14 protein-coding genes are annotated in these 15,542 nt (G+C 63.1%); 4 read left to right on the top strand and 10 right to left on the bottom strand.

The window, feature by feature from the left end; translation table 11 throughout:
* Positions 1 to 11: 11 nt before the first annotated feature.
* From ACZ5TH_RS12770 to ACZ5TH_RS12785, 4 genes are read right to left on the bottom strand one after another with little or no spacing between them, the layout of a single operon-like run.
* Entirely contained in the window at positions 12 to 1,418 is a 1,407-nt protein-coding gene (locus ACZ5TH_RS12770; RefSeq protein WP_464794140.1) for a pectate lyase, read from the bottom strand.
* Positions 1,415 to 2,677, bottom strand: a complete 1,263-nt coding sequence (locus ACZ5TH_RS12775) for a glycosyltransferase family 4 protein (protein WP_464794141.1) — start codon at positions 2,675 to 2,677, stop codon at positions 1,415 to 1,417. Before ACZ5TH_RS12775 ends, ACZ5TH_RS12770 begins: the two co-directional genes overlap by 4 nt.
* A gap of 2 nt (positions 2,678 to 2,679) precedes the next feature.
* Positions 2,680 to 3,867: a glycosyltransferase gene (locus ACZ5TH_RS12780; protein WP_464794142.1), complete on the bottom strand. Its 1,188-nt coding sequence runs from the start codon at positions 3,865 to 3,867 to the stop codon at positions 2,680 to 2,682.
* A gap of 23 nt (positions 3,868 to 3,890) precedes the next feature.
* Complete coding sequence (locus ACZ5TH_RS12785; protein ID WP_464794143.1) at positions 3,891 to 4,736, bottom strand: hypothetical protein; 846 nt, start codon at positions 4,734 to 4,736, stop codon at positions 3,891 to 3,893.
* Between the two features lie 186 nt (positions 4,737 to 4,922).
* Between ACZ5TH_RS12785 and ACZ5TH_RS12790 the strand changes: the two genes are divergently transcribed.
* The 3 genes from ACZ5TH_RS12790 (at position 4,923) to ACZ5TH_RS12800 (ending at position 9,113) form a co-directional block, all read left to right on the top strand.
* Positions 4,923 to 6,095 carry a glycosyltransferase family 4 protein gene (locus ACZ5TH_RS12790; protein WP_464794144.1) on the top strand — a complete coding sequence of 391 codons (1,173 nt, stop codon included), beginning with the start codon at positions 4,923 to 4,925 and terminating at the stop codon, positions 6,093 to 6,095.
* A 281-nt stretch (positions 6,096 to 6,376) separates the two neighbouring features.
* Positions 6,377 to 7,570 (top strand): calcium-binding protein, encoded by a 1,194-nt coding sequence (locus tag ACZ5TH_RS12795; RefSeq protein ID WP_464794145.1) that lies wholly within the window; start codon positions 6,377 to 6,379, stop codon positions 7,568 to 7,570.
* Between the two features lie 202 nt (positions 7,571 to 7,772).
* The gene (locus ACZ5TH_RS12800) at positions 7,773 to 9,113 is read left to right on the top strand and encodes a lipopolysaccharide biosynthesis protein (RefSeq protein WP_464794146.1); all 1,341 of its coding nucleotides are present in this window, start codon (positions 7,773 to 7,775) and stop codon (positions 9,111 to 9,113) included.
* A gap of 9 nt (positions 9,114 to 9,122) precedes the next feature.
* On the opposite strand, the gene ACZ5TH_RS12805 is transcribed toward ACZ5TH_RS12800, so the two are convergent.
* From ACZ5TH_RS12805 to ACZ5TH_RS12830, 6 genes are read right to left on the bottom strand one after another with little or no spacing between them, the layout of a single operon-like run.
* The gene (locus tag ACZ5TH_RS12805; protein ID WP_464794147.1) at positions 9,123 to 9,803 is read right to left on the bottom strand and encodes an HAD family hydrolase; all 681 of its coding nucleotides are present in this window, start codon (positions 9,801 to 9,803) and stop codon (positions 9,123 to 9,125) included.
* Complete coding sequence (locus ACZ5TH_RS12810) at positions 9,787 to 10,827, bottom strand: ATP-grasp domain-containing protein (protein WP_464794148.1); 1,041 nt, start codon at positions 10,825 to 10,827, stop codon at positions 9,787 to 9,789. Before ACZ5TH_RS12810 ends, ACZ5TH_RS12805 begins: the two co-directional genes overlap by 17 nt.
* Before the next feature lies 1 nt (position 10,828).
* On the bottom strand, positions 10,829 to 11,512 hold the full coding sequence (locus ACZ5TH_RS12815) for a PIG-L deacetylase family protein (RefSeq protein ID WP_464794149.1): 684 nt from the start codon (positions 11,510 to 11,512) through the stop codon (positions 10,829 to 10,831).
* Positions 11,509 to 12,432 (bottom strand): methionyl-tRNA formyltransferase, encoded by a 924-nt coding sequence (locus tag ACZ5TH_RS12820; RefSeq protein WP_464794150.1) that lies wholly within the window; start codon positions 12,430 to 12,432, stop codon positions 11,509 to 11,511. Before ACZ5TH_RS12820 ends, ACZ5TH_RS12815 begins: the two co-directional genes overlap by 4 nt.
* Positions 12,404 to 13,006: a sugar transferase gene (locus tag ACZ5TH_RS12825; protein ID WP_464794151.1), complete on the bottom strand. Its 603-nt coding sequence runs from the start codon at positions 13,004 to 13,006 to the stop codon at positions 12,404 to 12,406. Before ACZ5TH_RS12825 ends, ACZ5TH_RS12820 begins: the two co-directional genes overlap by 29 nt.
* Positions 13,006 to 14,247, bottom strand: a complete 1,242-nt coding sequence (locus ACZ5TH_RS12830; protein WP_464794152.1) for a glycosyltransferase family 4 protein — start codon at positions 14,245 to 14,247, stop codon at positions 13,006 to 13,008. Before ACZ5TH_RS12830 ends, ACZ5TH_RS12825 begins: the two co-directional genes overlap by 1 nt.
* 224 nt (positions 14,248 to 14,471) lie before the next feature.
* On the opposite strand from ACZ5TH_RS12830, the gene ACZ5TH_RS12835 reads away from it, so the two are divergent.
* Positions 14,472 to 15,296 carry a sulfotransferase family protein gene (locus ACZ5TH_RS12835; protein WP_464794153.1) on the top strand — a complete coding sequence of 275 codons (825 nt, stop codon included), beginning with the start codon at positions 14,472 to 14,474 and terminating at the stop codon, positions 15,294 to 15,296.
* Positions 15,297 to 15,542 lie beyond the last annotated feature (246 nt).

Consider the following 15,542-nt stretch of genomic DNA (forward strand, 5'->3'; position numbering starts at 1 on the left):
TGGATAGAAGATCAGCGTATCTGCCGCCCGGCCATGACTTCGCGATGGGCAAAATCCAGGAATTCGTCCAGATTCAGCCAATTGTCATGGTCGGCATCCTGCCAGGCATCATTGCGCCGGGCGTTCATGCCATTGGCCCGCTCCCAGCTGTCGGCCATCCCGTCCTCATCCAGATCGACATAGGGCGTTCCGGACGCAATCCGGGGTAGCGGGCGTGGTCCGTTTCGCATTCTTGCGTTACGCAGGATATTCCCTGTCCGGTTGCGAACATCGCTGACGGTACGCAGGTCGAGCGCATCTCGCGGAAATGCTCCAGCGCCGGCCAGTACCTGGATATAGGCCTTTTCGGGTGAGGCGACTTTCATGCTGAGGGGGCAGACGGGCCGCCCCACACGTGCAGCGGCTGCGGCGCGGGTTGTCATCACCTTGACCTGATCCAGCCTGTTGGCGGCCATGAATATTTCCGATTGGCCTGTGCTCGCGCCCACATCACGATCTATTGCGGCAATCTTGTCCGTACCGTCCGGACCATTTTTGTAATAGTTACCGACGATGTTGACGGGCGTCCCGCCATAGATTTCCTGCACGCGGGTGAATTGGGACCTAGCATTATAAAGAACATTGTTGACGATCTCCACGCATGACTTGGGCGTGAAATTCACGTCCGGACTTCTGCTTCCATTATGAGCGCACAGGTTGCGGATGAAGCTGACCTTCTGCGGCTCCCGCGGGTCGAAAGCGAGCATCGCGCATTTGCTCCGCCGGGAAATGCCCTCTGTAAAGATGGAGTTAGACATTGTGACATTGTCGTTCACGCCAAAGCCGCCGATGATCTGACCTAATGCCCAGGCACCGCTGACATGATCGAAGATGATGTTGTGGCTGTTCTCAAAAAGAAATGATCCGTTGCTGGCTGCAGCATTCCCGTTGAGATCGGTTCGTACGCGGATATGGCGAATGATCACGTCATGCGTATTTTTGGCAACGATAGGGGTGTTGCCGCTTTCGCCTCCCGCATGGGTGATCAATATTCCGCCCCCAGGCGCGGTCTGACCGGCGACGGTGATATAGGGGTGGCGGATCACGGGCCGATCCGTCGTGAAACGGATCACGCCAGCGACGCGGAAGATGCATATGCGGGGCTTTTTGGCCTCTATGCACGCGCGCAGGGAACCGGGGCCGTGGTCCGCCAGCGTGGTGACAGGCATAATCATGCCGCCCCGTCCGCCTCGGGTCCGTCGGCCAAAGCCTTCGGCTCCGGGAAATGCCTCGGCACCGGGTACTTCGGGCAATACTGAAGTTCCGTCGGAATTGCCGGTGCCCGTCAATTGCCGCACGATATCGGAAGGCGTGACAAACGGAGCCACCAGTAGCGCGGCGATCCCGACACCCAGGGCGGCCACCGCATTCGAACTCACCATCGCCTCCGGTTCCGGCGCGGCCCCGTCCCGAGGAGCGACTGATAGATTGCGGACACTTGCGACGCATGCTGCTCCACGCCGTAACGGCGGTTCGCCAGGATCTGCGCCTGCGCGGCGATCGCCGTCAGGCGATCGGGACAATCGAGCAGCTCGACGATGGCCCGCCCCATGGTGGCGGGATCATCGGGTTCGACCAGCATGCCCGTCACGCCATGGTCGATCGCTTCGATATTACCGCCCGATGCGGCAGCAATTACGGGCGTGCCGAGCAGCATGGCTTCGATCAGGGACCGGCCAAAGGGCTCGTTGACGGCCGTCACCACATGGATGTCGCAGCCCGCCATTAATGCCGCCGATGGATAGCGAAAGCCCATGAGGCGCAGGCGATCGCTTACGCCCAGCGCCTTGGCTTTTTCGTTGATCTGTTCCTCTATCCCGTCCGTCAACGGCAATCCGAACATCAATCCCATCACGGGCAGTTCGGGCCGCGTCCGGGCAATATTTGCCAGCGTCTCCACGAACATCAGCGGCCTTTTGCGGTCGATGAAGTGGCCGAAAAAGCCAAGAAGGCGGGTGTCGGGATCGACGCCCAGCTCCGATGTCAGCGCCAGATGCGCCTGCGCCCGGTCGATCGGCTCGGCGTCCGCGTCGAAGGGACTGTAGATGACGGAAGTCTTGCGCGCCGCGCGCTTTCGACGGCGCACCTCGGACAAGGCATAGGCGGATACGCCGACGATGCGATCCGCCGCGAAGGGGGCGACGAAGCGGACGCCTCGGGCATCATGACTGCCCCTATGGTGCCACAGCATCTTGGCCCCCGCCAGATGCGCGGGCAGTGCCCAGGACATATGCATCGGCCCATCATTGGTATGAACGATCCGGACGTCGTTCAGCCTCAGAAAACGGGTCATGCGCCACTGATCGATCAGGGCGCTCATCGTCTCCGCCCTGCCTCCCGCTTTGGGAACGCCAGGTGATTCGCCGAAGAATCGGGTATCGGGCAGAGTGACGAACTCCAGCCCCTCGGATCGCAGGAAATCGCCGAACTGCCCCGATCCATAATGCAGGACGATGAGGGGCGAGAAGCGGCTCCGATCCAGCTGATGGATGAGCTTGGTCGCGGAGATATGGCTCCCCCCCATCGCGCCCCCGGCAAAGGGGAAGCAGATGCGCGCCGGGGCAGCGCTTCCGGCTTCGTGGTCCAGCGTCGCGGCGGATCCGGACAGAGAGGGGGAGGCGGGCAAGACCTGCAACATGTTCACATCACCTGTGCGCGGCGTGGCGAGGCGGGGGCTCCCCGTTCCGGAAAGGAGGAACCAGATACATCCCGGTAAAGCTGGTGGTAGCGCGCCGCGATCTGGCCCATCGAAAACTGCTCCTGCACGCGCGTGCGGGCGATCTCACCCCATTGGTGGCGCCCATCGGAACCCAGCCGGTCCATCGCCATGATCGCCTCGGCAAGCGCCGCCGGGTCGCGTGGCGGAACGACCATCCCGCTTTTGCCGACGATCCAGCCGCTGTCCCCGACATCGGTCGCGATGCAGGGCACGCCGCACGCCATCGCCTCGCCCAGGATGTTGGGGAAACCTTCACCCCAGGCCGAAGGCAGCGCGATTATGTCGAGGCCGGGCAGCAACGCCTCAAGCTTCCGGTCATGGCTCCGCAGGGTCAGGCGATCGGCAGGCATGGACGCCAGCAGACGCGCAAGCGCGCCGGTGGGTTCGTCCATGCCTTGACCCGTCAGCAGCAGGTGAACATCGGCGCCACGCTCGCGAGCGCGCAGGACCGCTTCGACCAGAGTGGCCGCATCCTTCATCGGATGATTGCGCGCCGCCATCCCGACGATCAGCGCGCCCGGTGCAATCCCCAGATCGCGGATAAGCGCATCGCGAGCCTCTTCACGTGGACGAAAGAGGTCGCAATCGAACCCATTGGGAATGACCGCCATATCTCCCGCGTGAAAGCCCAGCCGCTGATGCTGCGCCGCCGCCGCATGGGAGTTATAGATGATCGTGCGCGGCCAGGATGAACATGCGGCGGCCAGCCGCACGATGACCCGCATCAGGGGCTTTTCCTGCGACAGTTCATCGATGCTGTGGCGCACATTCCAGATCACCGGCACAGTGTCCGCGCTCGCCAAGGTCGCCAGCCGGGTGGCGAGATGGGCGTGATACATCCACGCCATGATGACCGCTGGCTGTTCCTGCCGGATGACGGCGCGAAGGCGGGCAAGTCCCGGTAGCAGATCGATGGCCCTTCTCATGCCGCAATGATGAAGCGGCACGCCGCTCGCACGGATGCGGTCTCCAGCTACACCCGGTGGCATCAGCGACACGACCGACGGCTGCATCGCGCCGCCCTGCCTGCGTTCATGATCCACCAGCTTCGCGAGCATGGTTTCCGCGCCCCCGACATTCAAAGCGGTTATGACGTGGAGAATCTTCATGGGGGCTCCTGAAGCCGTGCCGCTCACATCGCGGTCAGCAACTTTTCTATTTCCGATCCGGCACCGATCCGTTCCACAACCTCCAGGGCACCACTGTCGCTCATGGCGAACAATGTCCCATGATGGTCCCCGGACATCCGCGTGCGCACGATGAACAGCAGCGATCCTCGGCCTTTGAGATAGGAACGAAGATTATCCACCGCCTTCCGAAGGTCGGCTTCGGCGAAGTAATTTTCATTGAGGACGTTGGCCGCCCGCACCAGATCGAAACGTCGGCCGAAACCGTCACGCGGGGCCAGCACATCATCCTCGACAATCGTGATGAGGCCATGGTTGCGGACGCGCGGGCTGACCAGTTCGACCTTCCTGACGCCCACACCCTCGCGCAGCCTGCGGGCCGCCAGACCGCCGACGATGCGGGACAGGATCGGCCGCACCAGCCACATGCCGGTCAGATAATCCAGACGCCGCCGCCATGGCTGTATCGACCGGCCGAACAGGTCGACCTGCAACAGCTGACCTTCCGGGTTGAGCAGCGCCGCGCACCTTTTGCCCAGCGGGACGATCCAGGCATGGATGGCGTAATCGGTGCCGGTGATGCGCGGCCGGTATCCTTCACGGGCAAAGGCGTCGCACAGGTCCAGCGTGGTCGTCGCCGACGATACGCCGACGTCCAGTACTTCCCGCACATCCAGCCCGCGTGCCTTGACCGCTTCCACCAGACGGCCGTCCAGCGCGCCGAACCGTCCGCCCCAGGTGCATTTGAACGTGTTGTTCGGGTTCTTGATGGAACTGAAGAAGGCGTCTTCCACCTGCTGGGGAAGGGCTTCTGCCGGGTGCGAGAAAAATTCTGTTGCTGCTACTATCATAGCCGTTGAGCCTACAATGTGTGGCGGCGGCATGAAGTGGGCGCTTGGCTATGACGCAGGCCAATAGGGATTAGCCCAAATGCGAGCGGCCTGCGGTTCTGGCTAAGCCGCTTGGCCGCCGCGACCAACTGGCGATAATCCGCAAGTCCCATGGATTTGACGCGGCCAAGGCTTCACTGTGCGCGGATGACAATGCCGATCCGGACGGATGCCTCAGGCGGAGGCAAGCCGCACATCGCCTTCATTTTGCCCGGCCTGCGTGCTGGAGGATCGGAACATATCGTCAGCCTCCTGTGCAATCATTTCAGCCGGTCGGGCTGGACGGTCAGTCTGTTCGCCTTCGAAGAGCCCGGAGCGCGCCCTTATTATGCGCATGATCCGGCGGTCAGCATCACGCAGCTGGGCTTTCCCGTCGGGCGCTTGCCCGTGCTGCGATCCGCCCTCGCGGTATTCAATCGCATCGGCGCGCTCCGCAAGGCACTGGCAAGCACGCGCCCGGACCTGATCATCAGTTTCCTGACACGCACCAACGTCGTCACCGTTCTGGCCGCAAAGCCGCTCGGCATCCCGGTGATCGTGTCGGAACGCAACAATCCCGCCCAGCAACGACCCGGCGCCTTCTGGTCGGCTCTGCGCCGCTACACCTATGCGCGCGCGCACGGGCTGGTGACGATGACGCAAGGCGCGATGCAATATTTCCCCAAGGTCATGCGTCCCCGCCAGTGGGTCATTCCCAATCCCACCTATGCTCCTGTCACGATCGATGAGGCGCGCCCATGCGGCAGGCAGGTCGTCGCCGTTGGGCGGCTGGTGCCGCAAAAGGGGTTCGACCTGCTGCTGGACGCCTTCGCCCGCGCGGCCCCCCTGACCCCCGATTGGTCCCTCACCATCTGGGGCGAGGGGCCGGAGCGCGCGAAGCTCGAAGCGCAGCGGGACGCGCTAGGCCTGCAAGGCCGGGTGTCGATGCCGGGCGTCACACAGGATCATGGCGGCTGGCTTCGTGAAGCAGACATCTTCGTCCTCTCCTCCCGCTTTGAAGGGTGGGGTATCGTCGTCGGCGAAGCCATGGCGGCGGGCGTCCCCGTGATTTCCTTTGATTGCCGCTTCGGCCCCGGCGAAATGATCGACGACGGGATCAGCGGCCTGCTGGTCCCGGATGGCGACGTGTCCGCTCTTGGCGCGGCCATCGCCGCCTTGTGCGCCGACCCAGATCAGCGCCGCCGCCTGTCCGAAGGGGCACGGGCCGGCTCTCAGCGTTTCACCGTTGACCGCGTCCTTGTCCAATGGGAGCGCGCAGCGATGGAGGCGATCGCTCCGCGCCAGTCCGGGGCAAGCTCAACCAGGCCTGTCGCTATCTGAACGGCGCAGCCTGTTTTTGCCACTTTTAGACGACGCTGATTATTTATCGGCGCGCGCGCCCTGAGGCGTGCGAACTGGAGTCTTGTCCGGGGAAGTCACTGCGCTAAAACGCATAATGTCGCAAGCGCGGCTCCAGATGGGCTTTCGCGTGCTCCCGGACTCGCCGGAATCCGCGCCCGCCCGGCGGTTTCAATCAACCTATCATTTATATTAGCGTGGGACAGTTACGCCGGCCCCGCGCCATTTTCATGCGCGTAGGGCCTCCACTGGGAGCGAGTGAAATGGCGAAGTTTTACGGGACTGTCGGAAACGACGTCATCAAGGGAACATCCTTAATCGACTATATATTCGGTGGCGCAGGCAATGATCAGCTGTGGGGCGGGTTAGGCGACGATTATATTGAGGGGAATGATGGCAACGACGTGCTTCATGGGGAAGCGGGCGTCGACTTCCTCAAGGGCGGTTCGGGCGATGATCAGCTTTGGGGAGAGGACGGCAATGACTCGCTCGACGGCGGTCTCGGTAACGATCGTATCTATGGCGGCCTGGGCAACAACATCGTCGTCGGCGGGGACGGCAACGATCGCATCGAAACGCTGGACGGGCACGACCAGATATTGGGGGATGCCGGGAATGACACCATCCTTGCAGGCGGGGGGCGCGACTATATCGATGGAGGCGCGGGAGATGACATCATCTACGCTGGCGCTGGCGATGACGGGTTCCTGAACGAAATCAATCCGGCCACTGGCAAGCTGACGACACAGGCTGTGGCGGGCGGGGCTGGCAACGACTGGATCTATGGTGAAGACGGCAACGACAAGCTGAAGGGGCAGTCCGGCGACGACCATGTTTATGGTGGCAATGGCAATGACCGGGTCGATGGCGGCGACGGCAACAACTATCTGTCGGGCGGCAGCGGCGACGATATTCTGGATTCCGAAATCGGCGTTGATCAGCTTTACGGTGGCGATGGCCGGGACAACATGGAATCAGGCGGCGGCAACGACTTCCTCGACGGCGGCAAGGACGCGGATTCCCTGAATGGCGAGGCTGGAAACGACATTCTGTTCGGCGGCGATGGCGACGACCTGCTCTTGGGCGGCGACGGTGCCGACGAGCTGCACGGCGATGCCGGGATCGACAAGCTCGCCGGCGATCTGGGCGCCGACAGGCTATGGGGTGGCGCGGGCGCCGACTGGTTCGTGTTCAAGGGCGCGGGCGCGCTGGATGGCGGCGACCGGATAGAGGATTTCCAGGACGGCGCCGACCGCATCGTGCTGGAAAAGCTTGGCGTCACCAAATATGCCGCGGGCGGGGCGCCGGGTACGGTGTTCGCGCATGATGGAGCCTCGGGCAACGTCTTGCTGGATGTCGTGACCTCTTCCGGGGTGAAGTTCAGCATCGACATTGCCGATCCCCTCGGGACGTTGACCGCCCATAATTTCACGGCTGCGGATTTTATCTTCGCCTGATCGCCTTGCCGACTGCCGGAACGGGGTACCGCTTGCCTGCGGGTGAGCGTGCGGCCCCGTTTCGCAATTCTTCCCCCGCACCGGCTATTAGGAGTTAAGACGACAGAGAAGCTGCGTCTTTCCTGCTTCGGTCCCATCATAAGTCTCGAAAAACAGGACTGAAGGTGGCGTGCCGATGAATGCGGTGGGATTTCGATTGAAGATGACCTTTTCCGCGATTCGGTTGCGCGATGCGCTGACTCATCGGCGTGCGCGGGCCGTCTTCCATCTTCTGTCCGGCACCGCCGCGACACTGGCGCTGACGCTTCTGTCCATTGCACTGGTCGCGCGGCTTTTGGGTCCGGCTGCTTATGGCATCTTCGCCATGATCCTGACGCTCGGCCAAGCGTGTGAGCGTCTGCTCAGCTTTCAGTCGTGGCAACCGCTGATCCGCAGCGGGGCAACCATCGATCCTCACACAGACCCGGTTTCCTATTTCGCGCTGCTCAAATTCGGCTGGCTGCTCGATATCGGCGGCAGCATCGCGGCCTGGGCGATAGCGAGCGTGCTGACGATCGCCGGACATTATCTGTTCGGCTTCTCCTTCCAACACGTGGGCTACACACTGCTGTTCGCCACCTCGCTGCTGTTCAACTTCAACGGTGTCTCAACCGCCATATTCAGGCTTGCGGGCCAATATCGGACGGTGGCGCAGATTCAGGTCGCGAACGCGTTCGTCCGCCTCCTTTGCGTGGCAGTTGCTTATCTGGCGGGCGCGGGCATGCTCCAGATCATCCTCATATGGACGATCACCCAGATTTTGGGCTCGATTGCCAATTTCGTTTTTGCCATGCGCTTTTTGCCCCAGCCTGGATTTCGTCAACTGCTAAGAGCAAGGGCGAAAGGGATCACCGGCCGTTTTCCCGACATCTGGCGCTTCGCGCTCGGGTCGAACCTTTCGCTCACCCTTTGGTCGAGCGTGCAGGTCGTGGACACGCTGATCGTCGGATGGCTCGCCGATCCGGCAAGCGCGGGCCTGTTCCATATCGCCAAACGCATCAGTCGCATACTTCTCCAGGTCGGCGCGCAGGTGCAGGCCGTGGTCTATCCCGATCTCAGCCGGTTGGTGGCGGCGGGCAAGCGCCACGCCTTCGTTCGCGTGCTCGTTCAAACCGAATTGCTGCTGGGGGCCTTTGGCGTCTTCTGCTTCGTTGCCATGCTGTTGGTGGGCGGGCCTTTGATGCGCCTTGCGGTCGGGCCGCATTTTGCCGGAGCCGTTCCCTTGCTCACCGTGCAGATCCTCGCGGTCACTTTCGCGATCAGCGGGTCCGCCAGCCGCGCCGGGCTGCTCGCCCTGGGCGACCAGCGCGCACTTCTCCGCACGGTCATGGCATGCACGCTCGCCTTCTATTGCGCCGTGTTTTCGTTGGTTCCGTCGGTCGGAGCGATGGGCGCGAACATCGCCCATCTGCTGTTCGGCGTAATCTGGCTGGGCAGCCTGACGCTGTGCCTGCGCCGGGCGATCAATGTCGCCCCTTGGACGGTGGAAGAAACTCGGAAATAGAGGCGCTCGTCAAAGCTCTTCCAGCGTCTCGATGATCCGATCGGCCTTCACGCCCTCATGCATGCCGAACTTGTGGATACGGTCGGGCCGGGCAATCTGCACCGTCCGCCACCCGCGTGACCGGGGCGCGGTGAAATCCTTCGACGGGTTGTCCGCGACATAGGTCAGCGATCCGCCCGACCGGCCGAAAATCCGCTCGACATGCTCGAACGCGCGCGGGTTAGGCTTCCAGCACTCGCGCCCCCATTTGTCGGTGCATATGCCAAGGTGGATGCCACGCCCATATAGGCCCAGCGCCCTGATCTTGCGCCTCTGCGCGTCGAGGAAGCCATCGGTGATCACCGCAAAGCCCGTCCTGCCATCACGCCCCGCAAGGAACCGCTCCGCATCGGGCGCAAGGCAGATGTCGGGCCGGTGCTGCCGGTACGTAGCCAGCATCCGCGCGATCAGAGGGGGCGACGGCGCGAGGCCCATCTCCTGCAAGCTGTCGTCGAATATCTGGCTGCGACGCCCCGCGTCGAACCGCGCGCGCATCACCTCGCCCAGCCCGTCGATGCCCAGCGCGTTACTCGCCCATTGCCCCACGGCCCTCAGCCCGCTCAGCACATAGTCGCGCTCGAGGTAGAGGGTGTCGTCCAGATCGAAGACGATGACGCGCTCGAACCGGGTGCTTTCAGACGAAAACGGCATCATCGAAACGCAGCATCAGGACATTGTCCTGCCAGCCATCATGCGCCGTACGCGGCAGTCCCAGCCGTTCTTCCAGCATCCACTGCGCAAACCGCGCCCCCGCCCGATGCGCCAATGGATAGCCCCCGCCGAACCGAGCATTGATCTCGAAAATGGAGGCGTTCCCCTCCGCATCCACCCGCAGCTGAAAGCACATCGCCCCGCGCGCGCCCTGAAGGGCGGAGCCCAACCGCCAGGCCAGGTCCTGGATGACCGCATCCCGCACCGTGACGCCCTTCTCGACCTCCCCCGACCGTACCCGCAGCCGTTCATGGGGAACCGCGCATTGCAGCTGTCCTTCGCCATCGAAATAGAGGCTGATCGTAAATTCCCGCCCCGCCAGAAACTGCTGGAGAATATAGGGTTCACTCTTGTCGAGCGCCGCCACCTCCTCGCGATCATAGACCATGCCGATGCCCCGGCTGGAGCTGCCATGTCGCGGCTTGGCCAGCAGCGGGAGCGGCAGATCGGCCGATCCCTCCAGATAATCCTCCACCGATATGGTAGCGGGGGAGGGGAGACCCGCACCCGTCAGGAACCGCCCCGTGGCCAGCTTGTCCCGCGCCATCTCGACCAGTGGCGCGTCAGAAACCGCCACATGACAGTTGATCGCGGCGAACTGCTCGCGCGCACTGGCATAGGCGATAAGTTCGGTATCGATCGTCGGCACAATCAGTTCGATCTGCTCACGCCTGCAAATATCCAGCATCGCCGGAATGAACCCATCGCTCTCCGCAGGCGGCGCGGCAAAGCTGCCGTCCGCCTCGACACAAGCCGGGCTCCAGTCCGGTTTCAGATCGCACGCAAACATGGCAAGGTCGATGCCCAGCGCCGCCGCCGCTTCGCGGAAGCTCCGCATCAGGCCCACCCGCCGCCCGGCGGAACTCAGCATCATGCGCAGCGACCGGCCGCTGCGTTCAGGTCCCTCCCAATCCGTGCCCAAGGTTGCCGATGCTCCTCCAGTCCGGGTCGTGGGTGCGTCCATGTCAGGCTACCTCTCTTATCAGCACAAAGGCTTCCGCCGCCCGCCGGCTGACGCAACTACCCCGCACCTGCGCAAGCGCGCGCAGGGTTTCGAAAGATCGTTCATTGGGAAAAGGACGAACCTGCGACTCAAAACAGCCAAAGGCCTCGATCTTCCGATCCAGATGCTCGCTGATGTCGATGAAGACATGCGGCTGGAACGGCGGCGTCAGATAAGGCGCTGCCCAGTTGGTTTCCGACACGGTCTCATAGGCCAATATGCGCCTTGGATAATGCGCCCCAACCGGCCGCGCCGCCACCATCGCCGCCTCGAATATCAGGCCGTGATCGAAATGCAGGTCGCCGGGGAAGGGCAGGAACAATGTGTCGGCGCGGCTCTCCGCCACCACAGCGGCGATGCCCTCATTTAACTCCGCGCGCGGCAGGCAATCCAATGCCGCCGCTTCAAAATCCAGGAAATGCGTCCGCGCGACGCCCAGCACCTCATGAGCCTGGCGCGCTTCTGCCTGCACCCGCTCCACCTGCACCGCAGTGAAGCGCGGCGGCTTTCCCTGCGTCGCGATGACGACCTCGACATGGCGGCCCATGGCAGTGAGGCGCGCGATCGTTCCCCCGCAGCCCAGCACTTCATCGTCGGGATGGGGCGCGATCACCAGCGCGCGCTCTATGCTGTCGATCATGGTCATGCCGCTGCCTTGGCCCGTCCCAATATGGCGTGGTTGGGTAGGGGCGCCTCCCGCGCCGTCTGCCACCGCAACACATGCAATCCCTGATCGTCGCCGCAGCGCACGATGAAGCCTTCCGCCATACGCTCGACAATCTGCCCTGGCATCGCGGCGGCATGATGGCGCAATGGCACCAGCGAAGCCTCTTCGATGACGATCTTCTCGCCCGCATAGCTCGTCCAGGCGCCCGGATAGGGATGACCGCAGGCCCTGACGCAGCGCCAGATCGCCGATCCCGGCGCCGACCAGTCGATCAGCGCGTCTTCCGGCCGCCTGCGCGCGGCATAGGTGGCGCACCGCTCATCCTGTATCGTGAGCGTCGGCGATCCGCCCGCAATATCCTCCAGCACGCCCGGCAGCATCGCTTCCAGCGCTGCCATATGCTTGGCGTAGAGCGTCGCTGCCGTCTCATCTGGCGCCAGATGGAAATAGCGCTGGCCAAGCAGCGGGCCGCTATCCACCCCCGCATCAATCAGGAAGAGGGAGGAAGCGGAAATGGGCTCATCCAGCAAGATGGTCCATGGAATGACAGCGCGGCCCCGCAGGCGTGGCAGTGGCGCGGGATGATAGCCCACGACTCCCCGCCTCGCGGTGGCGCGAAACGCTTCCCCGCAAATCTGCGACCAGCCGATCACGAAGATATAATCGGGCGCCACATCGCGGATCGTCTGCAACGCGGCATCGGAATTGATATTGGCGGTTCGCACCATCCGTGCCCCCGCTTTTTCGGCCTCGTCCGAAAGATCGACGAAATCGGAATGGCGATGAGCGAGGTCGGGCGGCAGGGTGAATACCGCTGCCACATCCCATTGACGGGATTCGCCAAGGGCCGTCACTGCGACCCGCGTGCTTTCAACCGCGCCAACGACTATGGCCTTCATGTGCCCTCCTGATCGATGACTGGTTGGACCGTTCGCCGCGCACGGCCACGCTGATCGTCCGGGCAAGGATGGTAAGGTCGAGCCACAAGGAGCGGTTCGCAATGTACCACAGGTCGAGCGCGATCTTGTCCCGCTCACCCAGCAGCGTGTTGCCGTTGACCTGTGCCCATCCGGTGAGGCCGGGCCTGACCGCGCACCGCTGCCGTCCCCGCTCTCCGGCTTCCTCTATGGTCGCGGGCAGCAAGGGGCGGGGGCCAATCAGGCTCATGGTCCCGGTCAGGATATTCCAAAGCTGGGGCAGTTCATCCAACCGTGAGCGCCGAAGGAACCCGCCGATCCGTGTCGTCCGCATGGCGTCGGGCAGCAACCGCCCATCCCGGTCGCGAGCATCGGTCATCGTCCGGAACTTGATGACGGGAAAGCGCCGCCCGCCCTTCGTCACGCGCATCTGCCGGTACAGCACCGGCGCGCCACCGGTTAGCCTTATGGCACCGGCGATCACCGCCATGACCGGCAGCGCCAAAGGCAAAGCGGTGGTCGCGAACAGCATGTCGATCAGCCGCCTCATGCCCATCAGGATTCTCCGGCAAGGATCGGCGCGTTGACCCTCTTTCGCCCAGCCCGCCCGGCCACGGGGCCGTTCATTTCCATGGTCGAAAGCAGCAGCGCATTCACCATCTCGACCGAATAATTTTCTTCAACCGTCTTGCGCGCCGCCATGCCCAGTTGCGCGGGCAGGGTCGGCTGCTCGCATATCCGCACCATCGCGTCGGCGAGCGCTTTCGCATCGCGCGGCGCGACGATGAAACCGTTTACCCCCTGCCTGATCGGCTCACGGCAGCCCGGCATGTCGGTGGTGATCACGCCCCGGCCCACCGCCATCGCTTCCAGTATCGTGCGCGGCAGCCCCTCCCTATACCAGCTTGGCAGAACGAAGATGCTGGCCTGCCCCAGATAGGGGCGAACATCGCGCGTCTCGCCCAGATATTCGATAATGCCTTCGTCCTGCCATTGGGCGATCGCCTCACGCGAAACGGCGGCCGGATTTTCATCGAGAGGCCCCAACAGTTGCAGGCGCACATCGGGAAAGCGCGCCCGGACGATCCGGGCCGCTTCGACATATTCGATCAGCCCCTTGTTCCGCAGCAGCCGCGCAATCATCAGGAAGACGGGCGGTCCTTCCGGCAAAGCCGCCTGGGCATAATGGGACAGGTCCACGCCCGACCCCGGCACCTGGATGACCCGGCTGTCGGGGCGCAGAATATGGTGGCGCAGCATCTCGCCACGATCATCGCTGTTGAAGACGAACACCGCCTTGGCGGTGCGCAGCGCCTGCCGGTACAGGATGGACACGATCGCCCGCACATAGGGCAGCAGGCGCGATTCACCGTCGCTGAACACATGACCAAGCCCGCTCACCATTGCGTAGAAGCGGATGGACGGGAAAAACCGGCTGGCGATGCCGCCATAGATGATCGGCTTCTGCGTATAGGCCATTACCGCGTCCGGCCGATGTTTCCGGAAGCAACCGATCAGCCAGCTCAGCGTGCCCATATCGGCAAAGGGGTTCATCCCCGCCCGCGCCATGGGCATGGGCAGATAGGTCGCGCCCATCGCCGCCAGCTTTGCCTCGATTTCGGGATCACGGCCGGGCGCGCAGACAATGACCTCATGCCCGTTGCCGATCATTGCGGCGATCAGCCGTCCGCGAAAATTGATCACCGAATAGGCGAGGCTGGCGATGACGATGATCTTCATGCGGTCCCGTGACTGCTCCCGGATCGCCGCGCTATTGGGTGCGGCAAGGGCAAGCATAGGACAAAGCAGTCGAAAAACGCCGCACCATTCCGCACCTATACTTGAGGCCAGCCGCCCATCCTTTCGGATGACGAATGGGGATGGGGATTTGATTTCTGCTCAAAGGGATAAGGCCTCTACCCCTCTTCGGATCGTACCTATGCCCAACTGCCCGGCGCCCACATCCGCCCTATCTGAAGAACATGATTGATCGCCAGCCAAGCTTCGTCGTTATCGGCGCCATGAAAGGCGCGACAACCTGGATCGCTCATCAACTCCGCAATCATCCCGGCCTGTGGCTCCCTGACGCCGAACCCCATTATTTCAGTTCGGAATATGATCGCGGCCCGGAATGGTACGCCTCTCTCTTCGATCCCGCTCCGCCCGGCCGCATCATCGGGGAAAAGTCGGCGGACTATCTAGCGCATCCGCAAGCCCCGGAGCGCATGGCGGCCATGATTCCCGAGGCCCGCCTCATCGTTCAGCTGCGCGACCCGGTCCAGCGCGCCTATTCCGATTATTGCATGCTCTTCCGACGCGGACAGGTCAGCAGCGACCCGCGCAAATATCTGGAAAGCGCGCAGCCTGAACAGTCGCGTTTCCTGTCGGGCGGACTTTACGGCGCCCATCTGCGCCGTTTCCTCCGCCATTATCCGCGCAATCAGATCCACGTGATCCTGTACGAGTCGCTGCGGGAGCAGCCCGAACAGGTCATCGCGGACGTGTGCACCCATATCGGCGTGCCGGTGCATATCGCGCCGGAAGAGGTGGCCAGCCGGAAAAATGACAGCGCCAGCCCGATGTTGCCGTTGCCGCTGCGCCGTATGCTGCAACCGATGCGCCCGGTGCTCGACCCGCTCCGCTCCAACCCCCATCTGGCAAAATTGCGCGCGTCGTTGGCGGCGCCGATCCGCTACCCGCCCCTCACTGATGAATTGCAGCAGATGCTCCGCGATTTTTACTGCGAGGACCTGTTGATCCTGCAAGACATCCTCCAGATAGATTTGCGCCACTGGATCACCGGCGATCCTGCCACGAGGGACGTTCAAGCCGTGGCGGCTAAGTGAGGCGCGCCGTCATTCTCCAGTAACGGCGGCGACTTATCTGACGCCGTATGGAGCATCGGCCCGACCCGCGGGCGAGCAACTGCGGGGGTACTCCGGAAAAGTCGGCCACGGACGATCATGCATGACGTAAATTGCCGGCCATAAGGGAAGTGAGGTGCGCTGATGCCCGGTTTCAGGGTGGTTCGACCTTGGCTGTTGAACCTCTATGTCCACCGATTGCCTCGCTTTCGCGGGAAATGGCGGCTG

This window comes from Sphingobium sp. TomTYG73 (genome assembly GCF_055394245.1).